This window comes from Epilithonimonas hispanica, assembly GCF_003385395.1.
GTDB classification, from domain to species: domain Bacteria; phylum Bacteroidota; class Bacteroidia; order Flavobacteriales; family Weeksellaceae; genus Epilithonimonas; species Epilithonimonas hispanica.
Map to the genome: position 1 here is coordinate 37,221 of NZ_QNUG01000016.1, position 21,219 is coordinate 58,439.

Annotated in this window: 22 protein-coding genes; 18 read left to right on the forward strand and 4 right to left on the reverse strand. The window is 35.4% G+C overall.

Annotated features, from left to right (window positions below; all coding sequences use genetic code 11):
- Positions 1-3 precede the first annotated feature (3 nt).
- Positions 4-1,308 carry an argininosuccinate lyase gene (gene argH, locus DRF58_RS09210; protein ID WP_116034852.1) on the forward strand — a complete coding sequence of 435 codons (1,305 nt, stop codon included), beginning with the start codon at positions 4-6 and terminating at the stop codon, positions 1,306-1,308.
- 75 nt (positions 1,309-1,383) lie between these two features.
- Here argH and DRF58_RS09215 read toward each other — a convergent pair whose 3' ends face one another.
- Entirely contained in the window at positions 1,384-1,845 is a 462-nt protein-coding gene (locus DRF58_RS09215; protein ID WP_168926414.1) for an Lrp/AsnC family transcriptional regulator, read from the reverse strand.
- A 255-nt stretch (positions 1,846-2,100) separates the two neighbouring features.
- On the opposite strand from DRF58_RS09215, the gene DRF58_RS09220 reads away from it, so the two are divergent.
- The 7 genes from DRF58_RS09220 to DRF58_RS09250 all read left to right on the forward strand — a co-directional run bounded on the left by DRF58_RS09220 (position 2,101) and on the right by DRF58_RS09250 (position 9,670).
- Complete coding sequence (locus tag DRF58_RS09220; protein ID WP_116034854.1) at positions 2,101-3,003, forward strand: aspartate carbamoyltransferase catalytic subunit; 903 nt, start codon at positions 2,101-2,103, stop codon at positions 3,001-3,003.
- A 112-nt stretch (positions 3,004-3,115) separates the two neighbouring features.
- On the forward strand, positions 3,116-4,189 hold the full coding sequence (locus DRF58_RS09225) for a carbamoyl phosphate synthase small subunit (RefSeq protein ID WP_116034856.1): 1,074 nt from the start codon (positions 3,116-3,118) through the stop codon (positions 4,187-4,189).
- Between the two features lie 220 nt (positions 4,190-4,409).
- A complete protein-coding gene (gene carB, locus DRF58_RS09230; protein ID WP_116034858.1) occupies positions 4,410-7,589 on the forward strand; it encodes a carbamoyl-phosphate synthase large subunit in 3,180 nt (1,059 codons plus the stop codon).
- Positions 7,590-7,671: 82 nt separating this feature from the next.
- Positions 7,672-7,974 (forward strand): hypothetical protein, encoded by a 303-nt coding sequence (locus DRF58_RS09235; RefSeq protein WP_116034860.1) that lies wholly within the window; start codon positions 7,672-7,674, stop codon positions 7,972-7,974.
- A gap of 139 nt (positions 7,975-8,113) precedes the next feature.
- Positions 8,114-8,338: a hypothetical protein gene (locus DRF58_RS09240; RefSeq protein ID WP_116034862.1), complete on the forward strand. Its 225-nt coding sequence runs from the start codon at positions 8,114-8,116 to the stop codon at positions 8,336-8,338.
- Positions 8,325-8,465 (forward strand): T9SS type A sorting domain-containing protein, encoded by a 141-nt coding sequence (locus tag DRF58_RS09245; protein ID WP_157966723.1) that lies wholly within the window; start codon positions 8,325-8,327, stop codon positions 8,463-8,465. The genes DRF58_RS09240 and DRF58_RS09245 overlap by 14 nt, the downstream gene beginning before the upstream one ends.
- A gap of 176 nt (positions 8,466-8,641) precedes the next feature.
- The gene (locus tag DRF58_RS09250) at positions 8,642-9,670 is read left to right on the forward strand and encodes a LacI family DNA-binding transcriptional regulator (RefSeq protein WP_116034866.1); all 1,029 of its coding nucleotides are present in this window, start codon (positions 8,642-8,644) and stop codon (positions 9,668-9,670) included.
- 44 nt (positions 9,671-9,714) lie between these two features.
- On the opposite strand, the gene DRF58_RS09255 is transcribed toward DRF58_RS09250, so the two are convergent.
- Entirely contained in the window at positions 9,715-10,380 is a 666-nt protein-coding gene (locus tag DRF58_RS09255) for a head GIN domain-containing protein (RefSeq protein WP_116034868.1), read from the reverse strand.
- A gap of 147 nt (positions 10,381-10,527) precedes the next feature.
- Here DRF58_RS09255 and DRF58_RS09260 point away from each other — a divergent pair, with 147 nt between their 5' ends.
- From DRF58_RS09260 to DRF58_RS09300, 10 genes are all read left to right on the forward strand, one after another.
- Positions 10,528-12,054 carry a S41 family peptidase gene (locus tag DRF58_RS09260; RefSeq protein WP_245955393.1) on the forward strand — a complete coding sequence of 509 codons (1,527 nt, stop codon included), beginning with the start codon at positions 10,528-10,530 and terminating at the stop codon, positions 12,052-12,054.
- 182 nt (positions 12,055-12,236) lie between these two features.
- A complete protein-coding gene (locus tag DRF58_RS09265; RefSeq protein WP_116034871.1) occupies positions 12,237-12,776 on the forward strand; it encodes a nucleotide exchange factor GrpE in 540 nt (179 codons plus the stop codon).
- 86 nt (positions 12,777-12,862) lie between these two features.
- Positions 12,863-13,975 (forward strand): molecular chaperone DnaJ, encoded by a 1,113-nt coding sequence (gene dnaJ, locus DRF58_RS09270; RefSeq protein WP_116034873.1) that lies wholly within the window; start codon positions 12,863-12,865, stop codon positions 13,973-13,975.
- 145 nt (positions 13,976-14,120) lie between these two features.
- Positions 14,121-14,399 carry a DinB family protein gene (locus tag DRF58_RS18915; RefSeq protein ID WP_262510758.1) on the forward strand — a complete coding sequence of 93 codons (279 nt, stop codon included), beginning with the start codon at positions 14,121-14,123 and terminating at the stop codon, positions 14,397-14,399.
- On the forward strand, positions 14,323-14,676 hold the full coding sequence (locus tag DRF58_RS18920; protein ID WP_262510759.1) for a DinB family protein: 354 nt from the start codon (positions 14,323-14,325) through the stop codon (positions 14,674-14,676). The genes DRF58_RS18915 and DRF58_RS18920 overlap by 77 nt, the downstream gene beginning before the upstream one ends.
- An 84-nt stretch (positions 14,677-14,760) precedes the next feature.
- Positions 14,761-15,912: an ABC transporter ATP-binding protein gene (locus DRF58_RS09280; RefSeq protein ID WP_116034875.1), complete on the forward strand. Its 1,152-nt coding sequence runs from the start codon at positions 14,761-14,763 to the stop codon at positions 15,910-15,912.
- 13 nt (positions 15,913-15,925) lie between these two features.
- Entirely contained in the window at positions 15,926-17,836 is a 1,911-nt protein-coding gene (locus tag DRF58_RS09285) for a hypothetical protein (protein ID WP_116034877.1), read from the forward strand.
- 93 nt (positions 17,837-17,929) lie between these two features.
- A complete protein-coding gene (locus DRF58_RS19020) occupies positions 17,930-18,967 on the forward strand; it encodes a bifunctional transcriptional activator/DNA repair enzyme AdaA (protein ID WP_317124859.1) in 1,038 nt (345 codons plus the stop codon).
- Between the two features lie 59 nt (positions 18,968-19,026).
- Complete coding sequence (locus tag DRF58_RS09295; protein ID WP_116034881.1) at positions 19,027-19,539, forward strand: GNAT family N-acetyltransferase; 513 nt, start codon at positions 19,027-19,029, stop codon at positions 19,537-19,539.
- A gap of 2 nt (positions 19,540-19,541) precedes the next feature.
- Positions 19,542-19,901, forward strand: coding sequence for a cupin domain-containing protein (locus tag DRF58_RS09300; RefSeq protein WP_116034883.1), 360 nt, complete (start codon positions 19,542-19,544; stop codon positions 19,899-19,901).
- A 1-nt stretch (position 19,902) separates the two neighbouring features.
- Here DRF58_RS09300 and DRF58_RS09305 read toward each other — a convergent pair whose 3' ends face one another.
- The gene (locus DRF58_RS09305) at positions 19,903-20,286 is read right to left on the reverse strand and encodes a DUF3037 domain-containing protein (protein WP_116034885.1); all 384 of its coding nucleotides are present in this window, start codon (positions 20,284-20,286) and stop codon (positions 19,903-19,905) included.
- On the reverse strand, positions 20,264-21,052 hold the full coding sequence (locus tag DRF58_RS09310) for a HipA family kinase (protein WP_116034887.1): 789 nt from the start codon (positions 21,050-21,052) through the stop codon (positions 20,264-20,266). Before DRF58_RS09310 ends, DRF58_RS09305 begins: the two co-directional genes overlap by 23 nt.
- Positions 21,053-21,219: the final 167 nt, after the last annotated feature.

Genomic DNA, 21,219 nt, shown 5'->3' on the forward strand with positions numbered 1-21,219 from the left:
AAAATGAAAAAAATTTGGCAAAAAGATAATACGAAAACCAATGATTTGGTTAACCAATTTACAGTCGGGAAAGACTTGGATTTTGATGACAGATTAGCAAAATACGATGTGTTGGGTTCTATTGCTCACGCAAAAATGTTAGCAGAAGTTGGTTTGATTCGTTTGGATGAAGAGCAGGCGATTGTTGCGGTTTTAGAAGAAGTTCTTTCTGAAATCGAAAAAGGAAGCTTCGAAATCGATAAAACAGCAGAAGACATCCATTCACAAATCGAAACGATTCTCATCGATAAACTTGGCGAAACAGGAAAGAAAATCCACACTGCAAGGTCAAGAAACGACCAAGTTTTAACAGATATTAAATTATATCTTTTGGACGAAATCCGAGAAATCACGGAAAGAACCGACTCGTTTTTTCAAATATTGAAAGACAAAGCCAATCAGCATAAAAACGTTTTATTGCCTGGTTATACACATTTTCAGGTGGCGATGCCTTCGTCTTTTGGGTTATGGTTTGGAGCGTATGCAGAATCTTTGGTTGACGATTTGGAATTGCTGTTTGCCACGAAGAATATCATTAATAAAAATCCACTCGGTTCTGCTGCAGGTTACGGTTCTTCTTTCCCGATTGACAGAGAAAGCACAACTTATAAACTAGATTTCCGAACCCTGAATTATAACGTTGTTTATGCGCAAATGACACGTGGGAAATCCGAAAAATTATTGGCGAATTCGCTTTCGGTTTTGGCTGGAACTTTAAGCAAGTTTTCTTACGACGTTTGTCTTTATTTGAGTCAGAATTTTGATTTCATAAGCTTTCCGAAAGAATTTACAACGGGAAGCAGTATTATGCCACACAAGAAAAATCCAGACATTTTCGAATTGGTAAGAGCGAGATGTAACAGGATTCAGGCTTTACCCAATGAATTGATTTTGTTGACCAATAATCTGCCTTCTGGTTATCACAGAGATTTGCAGTTGACAAAAGAAATCCTTTTTCCAGCCATCGATTCGTTGAAAGAATGTCTGGAAATCCTGGTTTACACGCTTCCAAATATTGAAGTGAAAGATAATATTCTGGATGATGAAAAATATAAATACATCTTCAGCGTAGAAAAAATCAATGAAGAAGTGAAGAAGGGAAAATCATTCCGTGATGCTTATATCCAAATCGGAAAAGAGATTGAAAATGGTGTTTTTGAATACGATTACAAAGAACTCAATCATTCTCATCAAGGCAGTTTAGGGAATCTTTGCCTCGATGAAATCGAATATCAATTCAATAAAGTTAGAGATAAATTGTTGGGATAAATATTCTCGCTGAATGGAATGATTTTGCAGATAATTTAAATCTGCTGAATTTGCTAAATCTGCGAAAAATAACAATTAATCCAACTTAAACTTAGTCGTCTTTTTAACTTCGGCAAGAACAATAGAACTGTGATATTGCCCAATATGAGGACTGTTTGAAATGACGTTCACGGCAAATTCGTTGTAAGAATTGATATCATTAGCCAGAATTTTTATCATATAGTCGTATTCACCGGAAAGACTTGTAATTTCCTGAATTTCATCATATTTGGAAATATAATCTTCAAATTCTTTCAAAGTTTTTTGAGATTGCTCTTTGAGACGGACATTACAATAAACCACAATGTTGATTCCGAGTTTTTCTCGGTTTAAGATAGCAACATATTTTTCTACAACGCCTTGTTTTTCAAGGTTTTTGATGCGTTCGTAAGTTGGTGTGAAAGTGAGTCCGATTTTTTCGGAAATTTCTTTTACAGATAATGTAGAATCCTCTTGTAGAAGCGAAAGTATTAATTTGTCTTTTTTATCCAATCCCATAATGGCAAATCATTCTTTCAAAAGTAAAGAAAATTTTTGTTTGTAAAAATTTTAGAGCAGAAGTTCATTCATTTAACATAAAAAATTATGAATAAGATTTCATAATATAGAAAATATTGGTATCTTTGCACCCAATGAATCTGGTACAGAATTTAGCGATAACAACAATTGGCAAATTTGCCGACAACAACAATATTTTTTATATTTAACGAAGTCTTTTTAGGCTTCGTTTTTTTTTATTTAAAAATTTGAGATATGATTAAGCTTTCCCGCACATCTACAGAAAGTATAGAGAAAATTTTGCAAGAAGCGCAGCAGTTTGCAGATGGAAAAATCAGCAAAATTGATGGCGATGTCTTCGCAGCAAACCTGTTTTTTGAGAATAGTACAAGAACCAAAACAAGTTTTGAGGTCGCTCAGAAAAAATTGGGACTTCAGGTTATTGATTTTGAAGTGGATAAAAGCTCGATTGCTAAAGGCGAAACACTTTTGGATACGATTAAAACTCTGGAAGCCATTGGTGTAGATGTCGCAGTTATCAGACATTCAGAAAAACGTTATTATGATGCGTTGCAAGATGCAAAACTTAGTATCGTGAATGCTGGCGACGGCGTAGGAAGTCATCCTTCACAAGCCATTTTGGATGCGCTGACAATTATTCAGGAATTTGGAAAAATCGAAGGCCTTAAGATAGGAATCGTAGGAGATGTAAAACACAGCCGCGTTGCGAATTCAGATTCGGGATTATTCAGAAGATTGGGTGCGAAAGTTTATTTCTCCGGACCAGAATTTTGGTTTGACGAAGGAATGTTGGTGAACGGAACTTATATGCAGTTTGATGATTTGGTAAAGGAAGTTGACGTTTTGATTTTATTAAGAATCCAGCACGAGCGTCACGAGAAAAGCTTCAATTTCAAATCGGAAGATTATCTGAAGAAATTTGGTTTGACAAAAGAACGTGAAGCGAAAATGAAACCAACATCCATTATTATGCATCCGGCGCCAATCAACAGAGGTGTGGAAATTGATTCAGAATTAGTTGAATGCGAAAGGTCGAGAATCTTTAAGCAAATGCAGAACGGCGTTTTTGCAAGAATGGCAATCCTTAAATATGATTTGGAAAACAAAGGATTCAAATTCATCGACTCCAAAAATTAAAATATTTATTCACGCTTTCGGGCGTGTTTTTTTTGAGTAAAAATCTAAAAGTAAGTCTTTAAACTGTCACTCTGAGCTTGTCGAAGAGTCTGGCGTTTGATAAAATTTAAAAATGAAAAAGAAGTTAATATTAGAATCTGGTGAAGTTTTTTACGGAACGGGATTCGGAGCAGAGCAGGACACTGCTGGAGAAGTAGTTTTTAACACAGGAATGACGGGTTATCAGGAACTGATTTCCGACCCAAGTTATTGCGGACAAATTGTTTGTATGACTTATCCTTTGATTGGAAATTACGGAATTAATCGTGACGATTACGAAAGCATCGAACCTGCAATCAAAGGTTTGATTGTGAAAGAATTGTGCGATTTGCCTTCCAATTTCAGAACGCAGATCACTTTGGACGAATTGTTCCAAAAGAAAAACTTGTCAGGAATCTCGGGAATCGATACCAGAAGATTAACAAGAATCCTTAGAAACAAAGGGGTTGAAAAAGGAAAAATCGTCAACGCAGATGCAGACGAAAAAGCTGTAATCGAAGAACTAAAAGCGACTCAATTTCCTACAAATCAAGTAGAACAGGTTTCCACAAAAACATCGTACGCAAGTCCGGGAAGAGGTTTCAAAGTTGTTTTGGTTGATTTCGGTTCCAAGTTGGGAATCATCCGCGAATTGTCTCAAAGAAACTGTGACATCATCGTAGTTTCTCACGACACAACTGCAGAAGAGATTCTATTAATGAACCCGGACGGAATAATGCTTTCCAACGGTCCTGGTGATCCAGAGGATAATGCGGAAGCTTTGGTAATGATTCAGAAATTACTGGGAAAAGTTCCAATTTTTGGGATTTGTTTAGGTCATCAATTGATAGGTTTGGCTTGTGGCGCAAAAACTTACAAACTGAAATTCGGACACAGAGGTGGGAACCATCCTGTTTTGGATTTGGAGAAGAACAAAGTTGCCATCACTTCTCAGAATCACGGTTATGCGATTGACCAAGAATCTTTGAAAAATACAGATTTAGTAGAAACTCACATCGCTCTGAATGACCGAACAAACGAAGGTGTGAAACACAAGATTCATCCTTGTTTCTCAGTTCAATATCACCCGGAAGCAAGTCCTGGTCCAGAAGATGCGAATTATCTTTTTGATAATTTCATCACTTTGATGGAGGATTTCAAAAAGTAGAAGATTAATAATTTGGGCAGCTTAATCCGCCTTCCGCTCCCAATCTTTTTTGCAGACGATTTTGGTCTAAATAGAACTTAAAGGTTAGCAAAAAAGGATTTTCGCTCAAGTCGGGCTGCGAGCAATTCGCTGTTGAAATAAGGAAGAAATATTAATTCGTAGGTGAAATCCTATGAAATAAAAATTAAATAAAATCGGTTTTCCGACATCTAATAAAAAAATGAAAAGAACAGATATACAAACAATTTTAGTAATCGGCTCAGGTCCAATCATTATTGGTCAGGCGGCGGAATTTGATTATTCGGGAACACAAGCTTGTCTTTCTTTGAAGGAAGAAGGCTACAAAGTGATTTTGATTAATTCCAATCCTGCAACGATAATGACGGATGTGGAGATTGCCGACAAAGTTTATATTGAACCGATTTCTTTGGAATTCGTTTCCAGAATCATTCGCAAAGAACGTCCGGATGCGCTTCTTCCAACTTTGGGAGGGCAAACCGGACTGAATATGGCAGTTGAATTACAGAAATCCGGAATTCTTGAAGAATGTAAAGTGGAAGTTTTAGGAACAAAACTTTCAGCGATTAATCAGGCGGAAGACAGAGACCTTTTCCGAGAATTGATGCGTGAACTGAACGAACCAGTTCCAGAATCTGACATCGTAACCACTGTTGAGGGAGCTTTGGATTTTGCTAATAATTTAGGTTATCCTGTGATTGTTCGTCCTGCTTTTACAATGGGAGGAACAGGCGGTGGAATTGCTTCCAACGAAACTGAACTTCGTGAAATCGCTGAATTGGGATTGAAACATTCGCCGGTAACACAATGTTTGATTGAAAGGTCAATCGCCGGTTTCAAGGAAATCGAATATGAAGTGATGCGCGATTCCAACGACAACGCCATTGTGGTTTGTAATATGGAAAACATCGACCCGGTTGGTGTTCACACAGGAGATTCGATTGTGGTGGCACCTTCGCAAACACTTTCTGACAGAGAATATCAATTGCTTAGAAATGCTTCTTTGAAAATCATCAGAGCTTTAGGAATCGAAGGTGGATGTAATGTTCAGTTGGCTTTAGACCCGCATTCATTCAATTATTATATCATCGAAGTGAATCCAAGAGTTTCGCGTTCATCGGCTTTGGCAAGTAAAGCAACAGGTTATCCGATTGCAAAAATCGCAGCAAAAATCGCAGTTGGTTTGACCTTGGACGAAATTAAAAATCCGGTTACAGGAACTTCTTACGCTTGCTTTGAACCTGCTTTGGATTATGTAGTGACTAAGTTCCCAAGATTTCCTTTCGATAAATTTGAAACTGCTGACAGAAGATTGTCAACGCAGATGAAAGCAACGGGAGAAGTTATGGCAATCGGAAGAAATTTCGAAGAATCTTTACAAAAAGCAATTCGTTCTTTGGAAACAGGAATTCGTCATTTAGGATTAAAGAAAAAACAAGCAGAAGCTTTAACAGCCGAGGAAATCGAAAGAAGAATCCGGGTTTGTGATGACGAAAGATTGTTCATCATCGGAGATGCTTTAAGAAGAGGTTACGATTGGGAACAAATTGTGGAATGGAGTAAAATTGATAAATTCTTCATCTGGAAAATCAAAAAACTGATTGATTTCGAAACGACAATCAAGGAAAATAAATTCAATAAAGACATTCTTCTCGAAGCTAAAAAATTAGGTTTTGCAGATTTGAATATCGCTCATCTTTGGGAAACAACTCAGAAAGAAGTGTTCCAATTCCGAAAAGACAACGGAATAATGCCGGTTTATAAAATGGTAGACACGTGCGCAGCGGAATTTGAATCAGAAACACCTTATTTTTACGGAACTTACGAAGAAGAAAACGAAAGTATAATTTCTGAAAAAGAAAAAATTATTGTACTTGGTTCAGGTCCAATCAGAATTGGTCAAGGAGTTGAATTTGATTATGCAACGGTTCACTCGGTTTGGGCGATTCAACAGATGGGTTACGAGGCGATTATCATCAATTCAAATCCTGAAACAGTTTCTACAGACTTCTCGATTTCGGATAAATTATACTTCGAACCTTTGGCAGAAGAAGATGTGATGAATATTATCGAACTCGAAAAACCAAAAGGCGTTGTAGTTCAGTTCGGAGGACAAACAGCGATTAATCTGGCAGATAAATTGGCGGCTCACGGTGTTCAGATTTTGGGAACTTCTCTTGAAGATTTGGACAGAGCCGAGAACAGAGATAAATTTGAAAAAGCACTTCAAGATTTAGGAATTCCACAACCGTTGGGGAAAACTTCGACTTCAAAAGAAGAAGCAATTGTGATTGCTAACGAAATTGGATATCCGGTTTTGGTTCGTCCAAGTTATGTTTTGGGAGGAAGAGCGATGGAAATCGTTTATTCTGAGAAAGAACTCGCTCATTATATGGAAAATGCGGTGGATGCAAGTCCGGAACATCCGGTTCTGATTGACCGTTATCTGACCGGAAAAGAAGTGGAAGTGGATGCGATTTCTGACGGCGAAACCGTAGTGATTCCGGGAATTATGGAACACATCGAAAGAGCAGGTGTTCACTCCGGAGACTCGATTGCAGTTTATCCGCCTCAGACTTTGACGGAAACTCAAATCAAAACTCTTGAAGATTATACCCAGAGATTAGCAAAAGGATTGAATGTTATTGGATTAATGAATATTCAGTATGTAATTTCCGGAGGAGAAGTTTTCGTAATCGAAGTAAATCCGCGTTCGTCCAGAACAGTTCCTTTCTTATCGAAAATCACTGATGTTCCAATGGCGAATCTGGCTACAAAAGCAATTCTTGGAACAAAACTAAAAGACCTTGGTTATCAGTCAGGATTGGTTCCGAATAAAGAAGGAATCTTCGTAAAAGTTCCGGTTTTCTCTTTCAGTAAATTGACGAAAGTTGATATCCAATTAGGACCTGAAATGAAATCAACAGGAGAAGTAATGGGGAAAGATTCAACCTTTGAAAAAGCTTTATACAAAGGATTAATCGGAGCCGGAAGAAAAGTTCCGACGCACGGTTCTATCTTGTTCACCGTTGCAGATTCAGATAAGGAAGAAGCTTCTCTGTTGGCAAAAAGATTTCAGGAAGCCGGTTTCAGAATCTGGGCAACAGAAGGAACAGCAAAATACTTCGAGGAAAAAGGAATCCAGACGAAAATCGGTTACAAAATCGGAGAGGAAGATGTCAACTTAATCGATTTGATTCAGAAAGGAAAAGTTCAATACGTTGTTAACACAACTACAAAAGGAAAACAAGCTGAAAGAGACGGTTTCCAAATCCGAAGAATGTCAGTAGAAAACGGTGTTCCTTGTTTGACTTCAATGGACACAGTTGAAGCGATTTTGAAAGTGATTGAAAGTATGAGTTTCAAGATGGAAACGATGTAGTTTTAAATTCAGATAAATAAAACGCATCTTAATTTTAAGGTGCGTTTTTATTTTATATCTTTAATTCAAATAAATTTTAGAAATGAAATCAACAAACATTTTATTATCAGGACTTTTCTCAACACTACTATTTTCCTGCGCCACTGTTCACGATAGGCTGAATACAGGAACAATTGTAAGAGACTGTACGGGAACGTATGTTAGAGTAGCAGAAAACGAAGATTATCTGGTTTGTAATTCTGATATTTTAGCGTCTAAAAAAGAGGGCGAGAAAGTATCACTTGTTTATGACTATACCAAAGAATGTAAGGAACGTGATGGCAAAATTATGTGTATGATGTACCACGAGAACAAAGGAATGATAAGAGTCAAAAGTGTAAAATAAACCAAAACGCTTCATCAATCGATGAGGTGTTTTTTATTGATTCTAGAAAATTCTAATTCTATAACTGTAATCAGAAATTTTTCGGATAAATTTTCGTAAAAACTTAAATAAAAAAAAGAGCACTCTTCAAAAAGAAGAAATGCCCTTTAAAAATAACTGTCTTTTATTAGGAACTAATGAAGCGATTTCTAAAAGTATTTCTAATGCTTTTTTCTTTCCAAATCCTGCTTCTGAAAACATTTATTTAAAGGTTTTTTCTGATTTTAATAACAAGCCTGTGATAATCAATGTTACAGATTTTTCTGGAAAATCAGAAGGTGTGATTTACAAAGGACGTCAATGGAAGAATTTTGAAGAATATTAAAAAGTCTAATGAAAAATCTGGACAGAAAGAATTTTTGATTTCTACAACAGATTTGAAATCAGGTATCTATTTCTACACTTTGAAAAATAATTCTGAGCAGACAAACGGAAAATTAATTAAAAAATAAACTATTCATTTTTCATAATAAGAGAGCCGTTTTCATTTCGGTGGAGCGGCTTTTTTTATAATAGAAATTGTAGAATTGAGGAACTGAAAAAAGAAATCAAAGATTTTGAATCTAAAAGCAGTTGTCACGCGTATTATTTATATATTTACAACCATCAATATTCATTAAAAGAATATATGACGAAAAAAAACACGACGATATATGACATTTCCAAAAAACTGAATGTGAGTGTAGCGACTGTCTCCAGAGCGCTAAACAACCATCCAAGAATCAGTCAGGAAACCAAAGAATTGGTAATGGCTGCTGCAAAGGAAATGAATTATAAGCAGAATAATCTTGCAAAAGCACTCAAGAGCGGTGAAACGAAAACCGTAGGTGTCATAGTTCCTTATATTAATACTAATTTCTTCTCATCTGTCATCAGAGGTTTGGAAGAAGAGTTATCTCCACATGGATATCACGTGATTATCTGCCAAAGCCATGAAGATGCCGCGATAGAAAAAAAGCAACTTAACACGTTGCTGAATACGCAAGTTGATGGTATTTTTATTTCTATTTCCAGAAATACTTCGGATATGGAGTATATCAAGGAAATCCTAGCAACGACTAATACACCAATTATATTCTTCGATAGAAAGAAGGATATTCCGGGAATCAGTACGATTACGATTGATGACCACAAGGGTGCTTTTATGGCGACAGAACATTTGATTAATCAAGGATATAAGAATATCTGCCATTTTTCGGGAGATCAGAATCTTGAGATTTATCAGAATCGTCTTAATGGTTATATTGATGCTTTAAAAGCGAATAATCTACCTGTTATTAAAGAAAATATCATCAATACAGGGAGTTCTATAGAAGAAGGGATCAATGCTGTGAAAAGCCTTTGGAAACGTAAGATAAAACCAGATGCAATTTTCTCTGCTTCAGATTTTACAGCACTTGGAGCGTGTAAAGAAATCAAGAATCTCAAGGTTAAAATTCCGGAAGATATTGGAGTGATAGGTTTTAGTAATGAGCCTTTTACTCAGTTTATGGAACTTTCTATCAGTTCTGTGGACCAGACGCCTGTTGTAATGGGGAAAATATCAGGAAATGTATTTTTAGAAAGGATTAAAGACAACTCATCGGGGATTAGTATAGAGAAAAAACTAGTTCTTGCTCCTACTCTCTACATAAGACAATCATCTGACAGAAAATAAAAAAACTCCCAAATTTTTGGGAGCTTTTTCTTAAACTAAATCTATTACTTATAATTGATTTTTCCGCCAGCAATTTTCTTTTCTTTTTTGGATTTAGGAGATCCGTAGATATCAATTACGCCTCCGGCTCTTGTTGTGGCATCTACAGATTCTGTTGCATAGACTAGCGCCTTACCACCAGCATTAGTTGTAATACTTGTGATTTGCGTTTTCAGATTTTGCCCGTCATATTTTCCACCTGTTGTGATAATAATAGATTGGGATTCTGCCGTACCAGACGTTTTTAACAAACCTCCCGTATTTACTTTTCCTTCGATGACATTGGCGTCAACATTCAAATCGATTTGAGAACCTTCGTTGGAAGTTAATCCTAATTTTGTGGATTTTACAACGTCGGCAGAAGTAATCTTTGCTCCTTGGCTAGCTTGGATATCATTGATATCTTGATAATAGAGTAAAATATTGACATCATCGCCTTGGAGTAACTTAGTTGTTTTCATTCGTATTTTCAGCTCATTTCCAGAGTTTACAAACTCAATGTCATCTGCCATTTTTCCACTAACTTCAGCCTTATAAGAATCTGATGGAACTAGCTGTACAGGGATTTTATCAAAGACTTTCAAACTAGTAAAAGCAGTTACATCTTTGCTCTGTCCGAAAGAAAACTGTGATATCAGAAAAGTTGTAGTTGCAAGAATTATATTTTTCATAATATTTTAAATTTATAATAACTCTGCATTACAAATCTAAAACCACTTTTTGTTATAAAATGTTAAAATTATTATCGATAAAGAATTTTTTGATTTAAATATCTTATTTTTAATTCATTATTTATGAGAAAATTAGTTTCTTTTTTTATGATAATATTTCTTTTTTCTTGTCAGTCTGTCAAGAAAAATAATTTATTTCTGGAAAAGAAGATTTCGGTAGAAGATCTTAAAAAAGATGTTGACTTTACGTATCAAAAACTGCAGAGATTTCATCCTAATCTCTATTGGTATATTACTAAGGAACAATTAGATCATAAATTTGATAGTCTAAAAACCAGTATCATTCAGCCTTTGACGCCTAATGAGTTTTTCTTCAAATTAGCACCAGTTGTTGCGAGTGTGAACGAAGGGCATCTTAGATTGCGATCCTTGCCCAAAAGATATTCCAAAGCAGAACAGAAAGTCCTTAAAACCAAAAAACCTCTTTTTGCAATGATGGAATACAAGGTTTTGGGTAATCAATTATTTGTAAAAGAAAACAAACAAAATATAGGAAGAATAAAAGTAGGTACAGAAATCATTAAAATCAATGATGAGAATGTATCCGACTTAATCAAAAAATATAATCAACTCTATAGTTCTGATGGTGAGAATAAAACTTTTCAGAAATACTTTATCAATCTCGCGTTTTTCAATTTTTATACTTTGGAAAAAGGTTATCTCGACAGTGCAAAACTACAAACCAAATTTGAAAACCAAATCACCGATGTTTCTATCATAAGAAAAAAGAAAACAGACAAAGAACTAGATTTGGATAATAATCCTCAAAAAATTACGCTAGAGCAAAAAGTCCAAGACTATGATTCTGAATCTAAATCGTATAACAGAAGCTTCAAATTTCTAAAAAACGATAGTGCAATTGCATACATCAAGGTAAAATCGTTTTCTTCTGCCTATGCCAAAAAGTTTTACAGAGAAACCTTTGAGAAGATAAAAAAAGCCAAATCAAATTATTTGATTCTGGACATTCGAGACAATCTTGGAGGCTCGCTTTCTGAGATTAATACACTGTATTCTTATCTTACGGATAAAGATTTTACATTGATAAAGTCGCCGGAGATGACTTCTAAAACATCAGGAATGTATCAGAATTATTTCCGTGGGCAGACCTTTTTTTCGTCGGTATTGAGAGCTGCTGGTTATCCATTCTTTTTGGCAGGAAACTATCTTTTTGCATCCAAAAAGGATAACAAATATTATTTTCGTGAGTTTGCATCCAAACCTACAAAACCAAAAAACGATGCTTTTAAAGGTAAGATTTATGTATTGATTAATGGAGCTAGCTTTTCCGCTTCATCTATTATTTCTGCAAAATTGAAGTATGAGAAAAGAGCTGTAATTGTGGGCGAGGAAACCGGCGGAGCTAATGATGGAACTGTTGCGGGTGTTAACAATACTGTGAAACTTCCCAATTCCAGATTGGCTTTACCAATTGGACTTTTGCTTATCCGTCCAAATATAGAATTTGAGAACAAGAGCAGAGGCGTATTTCCTAATTATGAAGTTGAAACTGGCTATGCTAATATTCTTAATTCGGAAGAAGATAAAATGCTGAATTGGATTCTAGATGATATTACTTTTAGAAATGCTATTACTGGAAAAAATAACTTTTAATTTCTCAGTTTTTTATCTAACTTGAGATACATCAACAAGTCTAATAAAACCTGAAAGCTTCTCCAACTCTCATACGCTCCAAGCCTAAAACTCTCAAACCCTCCAACCCAAATTCTGCCTAATTGGCAAAAAATCAGAATTGGCAAAAGAATTGAAAAAGCTATCCTGTAAAATATTAGATAATGAGCGAAAACAAAGATATACACGAAGAAAACCTAAGTGCAGAGACTGCAAACACTGAAACTACTGAGGGAACAAATCAGGAAAATGTGTCACAACAGCCGACTCCAGAAGAACTTTTGGCAGAAGAAAAAGACAGATACATCCGTCTTTATGCAGAATTCGAAAACTACAAGAAAAGAACTTTGAAGGAAAAAAACGAGTTCTATCTTTACGCATCAAAAGATCTGATGACATCTATGTTGGGCGTTTTGGACGACTTCGAAAGAGCGTTGAAAGAAATTGCTAAAAATGGGAACGAGGCAGACTTGAAAGGTGTTGAATTGATTTATCAAAAATTTAGAAACAAATTGGTTGAGAAAGGTCTAAAGCCTATTGAAGTGAATGCCGGAGATGTTTTCAACGTAGATTTTCACGAGGCTATTACACAAATCCCGTCACCTACGCCAGAGTTGAAAGGCAAAATAGTAGATGTGATAGAAACGGGTTACCAACTTCACGACAAGGTAATTAGATTTGCTAAAGTTGTAACTGGAAACTAATATTAATGAATGATAAGAAATAATTGATTAATGATTTTTTTCATTTTAAGTATCAATTATTATTCATCAACTATCAATTAACAATTATGTCAAAACGAGATTATTACGAAGTTTTAGAAATATCCAAGTCGGCAAGTGCAGACGAAATCAAAAAAGCCTACCGAAAAATGGCTATCAAATATCACCCAGACAAAAACCCAGGTGATAATGCTGCTGAGGAAAAATTCAAAGAAGCAGCAGAAGCTTATGAAGTTTTGAGCGACGGCAACAAGAAAGCGAGATACGACCAGTACGGTCACGCTGGAATGGGCGGAGCAGCTGGCGGAGGTTTCGGCGGATTTGGTGGCGGAATGAATATGGAGGATATCTTCAGTCAGTTCGGCGATATCTTCGGAGGAGGATTTGGCGGTGGACAACAGAGACAACAGCAATCTCGTGGTTCTAACCTACGTGTTCGTATCAAGCTGAATCTTGAAGAGATGATTGCCGGAACTCAGAAAACCATCAAGGTCAAAAAGATGAAGTTGGCTCCAGGTGTTACTGCTAAGACTTGTCCAACTTGTCATGGTAGTGGTGCACAAATCAAAGTGATGAACACTATGTTCGGGCAGATGCAGACACAAACGACTTGCGGAACATGTCAAGGTGTTGGAAAAGTAGCGGATAAAATTCCTGCTGGAGCTAATGCACAAGGTCTTATCAAAGAAGATGAGGAAATCACAATCAACATTCCTGCTGGTGCAAGAGACGGTATCCAACTGAATGTAAGAGGTAAAGGAAATGATGCACCACTTGGCGGAACTCCGGGTGACTTACTTGTGGTTGTAGAAGAAGAAGTAGATAAGGTAATCAAGCGTGAAGGTGATAATCTTCATCAAGAGTTATATGTTTCTTTTGCAGAAGCAGCTTTGGGAACAACCAAAGAAATCAACGTGGTTGGTGGAAAAGTTAAAATCAAAGTGGACGAAGGAACACAATCTGGCAAAATTCTAAGATTAGCAGGAAAAGGTCTCCCAAATATCGAGGGTTATGGTGGAAAAGGAGATATGTTTGTTCATATCAACGTTTGGACGCCACAAAAACTAACGAAAGAACAAAAAGAATTTTTCAAAAACCAAATGGAAAACGGCGATATGAACGCTGAACCAACTGGAAAAGAAAAAACATTCTTTGAGAAAGTAAAAGATATGTTCAATTAATTGATAATTATTTAAAAATATTAATCCGGAAGATGTAAGTTTTTCGGATTTTTTTATGGAATCAGGATGCCTCTAATGTAGTAAATTGAAGTTGATGTATTTTTACAAAGATTATATCCGTTTGCATTTGTGAAAATTTTTAATGATGAAAATTCCGATAAATCAATTGCTTAACGAACTTAGAATAATCACAGAAAATAATATTGATTTTGCTAAATCATTACAGAATCAAAGTAATGAAACTTTGAATTTCAGAACATCAGAAAATAGCTGGAGCATTTTGGAATGTCTGGAACATCTCAATTTTTATGGAAATTTCTATCTTCCTGAAATCGAAAACCGAATTAATGAAAACCAATTTATTGCAACTCGATTTCAAAACTGGATTTTTAGGAAATTATTTCGCCAGTATGATGCTTCCTAAAGAGAAGCTTAATAAAATGAAAACGCTTAAGATTTCTAATCTGATTCACAATCTTTTGGATAAATCTGTTATTGATGAATTCATCAAACAACAGAACAAAATGCTTGAACTTTTGGAAAAAGCAAAAACGGTTGATTGGGAGAAAACTAAAACATCAATTAGTATTTCAAAATTCATTAAACTAAAGTTAGACGATACTTTCCGATTTGTGATTTACCATAATTTGAGACATATTAATCAAGCCGAGAATACTTTGCTGAGATACAATAACCCATAAAATACAATATTTTATTTTTTGAATTTTAATAATAAATTCAGTTGCAAATTAGTTATCTTTAAAAACGTTCAAAACAAAATAACTATGACGAAACATCAACAGAGAGTGAAAGCCGTTTTTCACTTTTTTGATAATAAAGATACAGTTCTGGGTTTCCGAAAATTGCTGGATTGTGCGATGGATACTCAGGATATGACTATCTATAAAACAGCTATCGAATTGACGGATTGGAAAGAGAAAAATCCTGAAAAGCAAGATGAATTAATAGAGAAAGCTAAAAATTTCCTTTCAGAAATCGAGAAAATATCTATCAACGAATATCCTACAGAATCTCCTGTTTTACAATCTAATCAAATACAAAAATCTTACGGAAGCAATCGTTTTTCGCTCGGACCAGTTTCTTTGGAAATCAAAAAAGGTCAGGTTTACGGTTTGGTTGGTGAAAATGGAAATGGTAAAACAACTTTGTTGAGGATTTTAGCTAAAGAAATTTCTCATAATAAAGGCGAACTGAAATATCAATTCGATTCTGTCCCAAAGGATGAATTTGATTTGAGAACAAAACTCGTTTACATCCCGCAAAGAACTGAAAAATGGTATGGAAGTCTGAAGGATAATTTGAAATTCGTTCTGTCAAATTACGGCGTTAATCCAGAGGAAAATGAAACCAGAACGCTGATGATGATTGCGCGTCTCGGACTTTGGAATTACAAACATTTGAAATGGAGTGAGTTGTCTTCTGGTTACAAAATGCGTTTTGAATTGGCGAGAACACTTCTTAGAAAACCTGAAATTCTTTTGCTAGATGAACCTTTAGCAAACCTTGATGTTTTGGCGCAACAAGTGATTTTGGAAGATTTGAAAGCGATTTCCAATTCAGTCAATCATCCGATTGCGTTGATTCTAAGTTCACAACAATTGTATGAAGTAGAGAAAATTTCGGACAAAGTGATTTTTCTGAAAAACGGAAAATATCAAGATAACGAAATCAAGCCTGAAACCGAAAATCAAAATCTGATTGTAGAAATTGATACAGAAAATTCCAGAGAAGAATTGTTGCAGATTTTCCAGCCATTCAAACTCGAAAAGGTGAATTTCAATGGTGGAATTTTCGTAGCTTATTTCAGTCCTGAAACAGAATTCTCCAATGTTTTATCAGCACTTGGAAATTCGAAAATACATGTGACCTACATTCGTAATATTTCATCTTCTACACGTCGTTTCTTCGTGGAATAAAAACTCTTGACCAATGCAAAAAATCAATCAAATCAATCAATATTTACTGGAGAGATTTCCCAATATCTGGAACACGAGAATCGTCTGGATGTTGCTTTTGGGAATTGCTGTTCATTTCATTTTCTTCTTTATCGGCTTTGTTTCGCACGCCAGTCCTGGCACGTTGCAACACACTAGAGCCATCGATGATTATTTCTCAACAGGACTTGTTTTTGTCCACGTCATTATTTCTGTTTTGATGATTGTCGGCTGGCTGATATTTATGCTAAAGAATAATGCTTTCAAGAATTTTTATCCGAGTTCTGGCAGAAAATTGTTCTTAGAATATTTGCAATATTTCGTCATTATTTTTGTTTCTACAACATTTTATTTCTCTTATATGACGGGTTTTCGTCTTTTCATCAATCATCAATATGATGATGAAAAAATGGCAAAAAACATCGATGTAATCAATCGTTCGGTTCCTTTTCTTTCTCAGGATTTGGAATCTTATACCTTAGAAAATCGGTTGTTCCCACAAGAATTTTCAGACTATTATTGCGAAACTGATATTAATAAAATTGAAAAAGATAAAAAGTATTTTGTCTATCACAATCGTGTTTATCAGTTCTTTAGTTTGTACAAAAAAACGGTAACGAAAAAAGATAAACGAGGCCTGTTTTTATATCCAGAAGAGGAAAAGAAAAATAAAACAGCTTTGGCTTATTATAAAGATGACGGGGATAGAAAATCAAGAACCTACTTTTTCAAAAAACAAGTAGAAGATTTATCGCCTTATATCAAAACTTCGATGCCGAGTTATGTTAATTTTTCATCGGTTTTTTATGATATTAAAAATAATCCTTCAACCCATATTAGAAAATATAGATATGAAAATAACATCAGTAATCTTGAGGACGAAGATTTATTAAAAAATCAACAAGCTTTCATCAATGAAAAAACGATTAAGATTCTTGGAAATAAAGATTCTCAAGAATTACAAAAGTTGATGACGGATTTTCTTGCTATTTCTAATGAGTTTAGGATTGCCAATAATTTGAATTCCAAAGATTGGTCAAAGATGGTTTATAATCCGGATAAATTTGAGGTTAGACAATTCATTAAAAAATATCAAACAACGTTGGGTGAAGAATACGACCCGAACAAATCACCAGATGGCTATTATGACGGAAATGAAACAGTTGCTGTTATAGATTCTGCAGTCGCAACTACAGATAATTATCTTGATGAAAATGGTGAGGTGAAACAAGATACAATCAGCGTAAAAGATTTCAACCCGAACTGGGATAAAGAAGTGTCTCCGGATAATTTTTTTAAGAATAATATTTCCGATTATTATTACTACACATCGGACTTGCAAACACTTTTGGAGAATGTTGATACGATTAAAAATGATGATTTTTTTACAGATGTCATTCATCTTTATATTTGGATTTCTTTTGCTCTGGCAATGTTTATTTTCAGTTTCCGAGTGACGGATTTACGTTCGTTATTGTTTAGTATTATTTCTGCTGGTGTTATTATTTTGGTGGTGACGCTGTTTTGTGTGGCGTCGTTTTTTATATTTAAGTTTAATAGTTCGTTTTTTGTCTTTTATACCATTTTAGTAACAGGAGTTATTATTTTATTGCTTCCTTTTATATCGATGGGAAGATTCCCTAAAATCATCTCGGCGATTTTTATGATTATATCAATGATTGGTTTTCCAATTCTTATTTGGTTGATTTTTGGAATTATTAATGAACATCAAACTGTTGATTGCCGAGCCGAAATGTATTCGACAGACAATTATAATTATACAAATTGCAGAGGTGTTCTTGATGATTTGGGATTAACAGCAAGTTATATAATGTTGATTTTGTCTTTTATATTTTTATATTTCTACACAGGATTTATCAAAAAATGGAAAGCATTTCCGGAGTGAAAAAATACTTGTTCAGTTTTCGGTTGTTTGCAAGTTATTAAATGATTTAGATTTGTATCATTCATCAACTATGATTTATCAATTATGAATAATTTGAGCAACGATATAATGTACCAAGCATCGTTTGAAAAGAATCCCGAATTCGAAGGGGTTTTTTGGATGGGTGTGAAAACGACAGGAATCTTTTGTCGTCCAACTTGTACAGCCAGAAAACCGAAACCTGAAAATGTAGAATTCTTTGATAATACAAAAGACGCTATTCTAAAAGGTTACAGACCGTGTAAAGTTTGCAAACCATTGGAAAATCCAGATGAAACACCTGCCGAAATCCAAAAATTGATGGATGAATTGTCAGTTAATCCTGAGACTAAATTCAAAGATATTGACTTAGTTGAAAGAGGATTGCAACCAATAACCGTAAAACGCTGGTTTCTTAAACATCACGGAATGACTTTTCACGCGTTTCAGAGAACGTTCAAAATCAATTCGGCTTTTAAGAAACTTCAGCAAGGCGAGAATGTCTTGGATGTGGCTTTGGATAATGGTTATGAAAGTTTGAGTGGTTTCAATGACAGTTTCAAAAATGTATTTGGTGTGTCACCTAAAAACTCGAAAATGGAAAAGATTGTTGACCTCAAAAGAATTGAAACTCCACTTGGAACTATGATTGCCTGCGCCAACGAAAACGGAATCTGTATGCTGGAATTCTCCGACAGAAAAGCACTTCCAACGGAATTTAAAGATATTCCAAAACATTTCGATGCCAATATTGTTCAGGGCGAGAATCCTCATTTCAAAACTTTAGAAAAGGAATTAGAAGAATACTTCGAAGGAAAACGAAAAGATTTTACAGTTCCATTGGCTCCGGTTGGAACAGACTTTCAGAAGAATGTCTGGGAAATTCTAAGAACAATTCCTTATGGAACTACGAGAAGTTATCAACAACAAGCCGATATTCTAGGAAATCCAAAAGCGGTGAGAGCAGTCGCAAACGCCAACGGACTTAATAAAATATCCATCATTATCCCGTGTCATAGAGTGATTGGAAGCAATGGAACTTTGACAGGCTATGGAGGCGGAATCTGGAGAAAACAAAAATTGCTTGAATTGGAGAAAGCGATACTTTTCTAGAAGGCTTCGAGAGCCTCAGCCTGACAACCATCAACCAACAACCATCAACCATCAACAAAATGAATATCCAACCCACTTTAGAAAACGAAAATGTCAAACTCGTTCCTTTGAATCCAAATGATTTTGAGGAGCTATTTTCCGTTGCATCTGACCCAAAAATTTGGGAACAACACCCTAACAAAGACCGTTACCAAAGAGAAGTGTTTGAGAACTTCTTCCAAGGAGCGACTGAAAGTAAAGGCGCGTTTAAAATCATGGATAAAAGTTCTAATGAAGTTGCTGGAAGTACAAGATTCTATGATTATAATCCGGATGAAAATTCTATTTTTATAGGATATACATTTTATGCTACGAAATTTTGGGGTTCAAAGCTAAATCCACAGGTCAAAAAGCTAATGTTAGATTACATCTTTCAATTCGTAGATAAGGTTAATTTTCACGTTGGGAAAGATAATATCCGTTCTCAGAAAGCGATGGAAAAATTGGGAGCCAATAGAATAGATGAGGTCAATGTTGCTTACTTCGGAGAACCAGAAAAATTAAATGTTGTTTTTGAAATCAATAAACCATAAAAATGAAAAAGTACAGAGTCCAAACTAGACCATTTGTAGTTCCAACCACCGATGGTAAATTAATCGAGGAACATTGGGGAAACTCCACCAGAACGCCTGATATTTCTATTGCTCATATGGTTGCGCCGCCAGATTGGAGCGAGCCACATCAGACTCCAGAATTTGATGAATTCACATTAATTATCTCTGGGAAGAAGCATTTTGAGATAGATGGCGACTCAATCATTCTTGAGAGAGGACAAAGTATCTTGATAGAAAAAGGAGCAAGAGTTCGCTATTCTAATCCTTTTTATGATCCCTGTGAATATATTGCGATTTGTTTACCTGCTTTTTCTATGGATTTGGTTCATCGAGAGGAATAATTTATAAAACTAACTCTTCAAATAATCTATCAAAAGTTTTTTCTAAATCCAAGCTAGAGCCAGGATGAGGCCTTGAAGTCTGAATAATAGAACTTTTCACGGCAGTTAACCAACGGAATCTTTCAGGGATTTCCATTTGTGCAATAGAGCCAGCAAATCTGTCGCCATTGGCAATCTTTTCAAAAGAGATCAAGTGATTTTTTACGTCTTCAAACTCTGTTTTGGAGTGCATTAGTTGAAATTTGTCTTTGCAAAGATGAATTTTAACTTTAATAAATTTTTCTCTCTTTGAAAACATAATTAATCCTACATTGAAAAATTCTTCACGTTCAGGTTTTGGGACCAGACGAATTACTGCATACTCATATAACTTTGGCTCTTGCATTTTTGGCTTCATTTAAAAAGTTATCAGAATTAGCGAGTCTTCTTGTTAGAAATTGGAAATACACATCTTTGATTTCATTTGGGTTAAGGTCTGTGTCGTTCCATTGTAACCAGTCTTTTGGGATTAGTTCTACAATTTCTCTTAGAACCTCATCCGTTAATATCGCTTTGAATTTTTCATTAGCAGCATCCAATTCAGAAGCTTGAGGCAATAAAACGTGATCTTTTATCATTACAAATGGACTTACTGCTGTTTTCTCCCAATTGTCCCAAGAATGATGGAAATATAAAGAAGCACCGTTGTCAATCAACCACAATTCCTGATGCCACATCAGCATATTGGTATTACGGAAAGTCCTGTCTATATTAGTCAAAAAAGCGTCTAACCAAACAATCTCGGAAGAAAGTTTTGAATCAATTTTTACAGCTACCGGATCGTAAGTTATCGCTCCAGAAAGGTAATGTAGAGCGAGATTAAGCCCACAGCTATTTTTTAATAAATCCTGAATTTCTTCATCAGCTTCAGTACGACCAAAATCCTCCGAGAGATTTGCAAAAACAAGCTCTGGGATTCTGAAGCCTAAAACTTGCGATATCTTTCCTCCAATTAACTCTGATATCAATGCTTTTACGCCATGACCAGCTCCTCGAAATTTGAGAACATATTTGAAGTCGTCATCCGCTTCCGCCAAAGCAGGCAAAGATCCGCCTTCTCTCAAAGGAAGAATGTAGCGCGTGACGGTAACTGTTCTTAATGATAAGTCCAACTTGTAATTTTTTGTAAAAATAAGTTTTTAAATCCATTTGGGCGCCTATATCCGCACTCCGTTCCCGCTTTTTTCTATCATTGCGAAGGAAGAGAAACAATCTGTTGAACTTTTAAGCATTCGCAATGTCAGAAAAAGAGCTCCACTCAGTTCGGGGCGCGCTGCGC

Excerpts from the sequence above, each read along its gene's own strand:
- dnaJ (WP_116034873.1), top strand. The coding sequence starts at position 12,863 with ATGTCAAAACGAGATTATTACGAAGTTTTAGAAATATCCAAGTCGGCA.
- DRF58_RS09250 (WP_116034866.1), top strand. The coding sequence starts at position 8,642 with ATGACGAAAAAAAACACGACGATATATGACATTTCCAAAAAACTGAAT.
- DRF58_RS09240 (WP_116034862.1), top strand. The coding sequence starts at position 8,114 with ATGCCCTTTAAAAATAACTGTCTTTTATTAGGAACTAATGAAGCGATT.
- DRF58_RS09300 (WP_116034883.1), top strand. The coding sequence starts at position 19,542 with ATGAAAAAGTACAGAGTCCAAACTAGACCATTTGTAGTTCCAACCACC.
- argH (WP_116034852.1), top strand. The coding sequence starts at position 4 with ATGAAAAAAATTTGGCAAAAAGATAATACGAAAACCAATGATTTGGTT.
- DRF58_RS09260 (WP_245955393.1), top strand. The coding sequence starts at position 10,528 with ATGATAATATTTCTTTTTTCTTGTCAGTCTGTCAAGAAAAATAATTTA.
- DRF58_RS09295 (WP_116034881.1), top strand. The coding sequence starts at position 19,027 with ATGAATATCCAACCCACTTTAGAAAACGAAAATGTCAAACTCGTTCCT.
- DRF58_RS09220 (WP_116034854.1), top strand. The coding sequence starts at position 2,101 with ATGATTAAGCTTTCCCGCACATCTACAGAAAGTATAGAGAAAATTTTG.
- DRF58_RS09265 (WP_116034871.1), top strand. The coding sequence starts at position 12,237 with ATGAGCGAAAACAAAGATATACACGAAGAAAACCTAAGTGCAGAGACT.
- DRF58_RS09225 (WP_116034856.1), top strand. The coding sequence starts at position 3,116 with ATGAAAAAGAAGTTAATATTAGAATCTGGTGAAGTTTTTTACGGAACG.
- DRF58_RS09215 (WP_168926414.1), bottom strand. The coding sequence starts at position 1,845 with ATGGGATTGGATAAAAAAGACAAATTAATACTTTCGCTTCTACAAGAG.
- DRF58_RS09305 (WP_116034885.1), bottom strand. The coding sequence starts at position 20,286 with ATGCAAGAGCCAAAGTTATATGAGTATGCAGTAATTCGTCTGGTCCCA.
- DRF58_RS18920 (WP_262510759.1), top strand. The coding sequence starts at position 14,323 with ATGAAAACCAATTTATTGCAACTCGATTTCAAAACTGGATTTTTAGGA.
- DRF58_RS09280 (WP_116034875.1), top strand. The coding sequence starts at position 14,761 with ATGACGAAACATCAACAGAGAGTGAAAGCCGTTTTTCACTTTTTTGAT.
- DRF58_RS09255 (WP_116034868.1), bottom strand. The coding sequence starts at position 10,380 with ATGAAAAATATAATTCTTGCAACTACAACTTTTCTGATATCACAGTTT.
- carB (WP_116034858.1), top strand. The coding sequence starts at position 4,410 with ATGAAAAGAACAGATATACAAACAATTTTAGTAATCGGCTCAGGTCCA.
- DRF58_RS09235 (WP_116034860.1), top strand. The coding sequence starts at position 7,672 with ATGAAATCAACAAACATTTTATTATCAGGACTTTTCTCAACACTACTA.
- DRF58_RS18915 (WP_262510758.1), top strand. The coding sequence starts at position 14,121 with ATGAAAATTCCGATAAATCAATTGCTTAACGAACTTAGAATAATCACA.
- DRF58_RS09285 (WP_116034877.1), top strand. The coding sequence starts at position 15,926 with ATGCAAAAAATCAATCAAATCAATCAATATTTACTGGAGAGATTTCCC.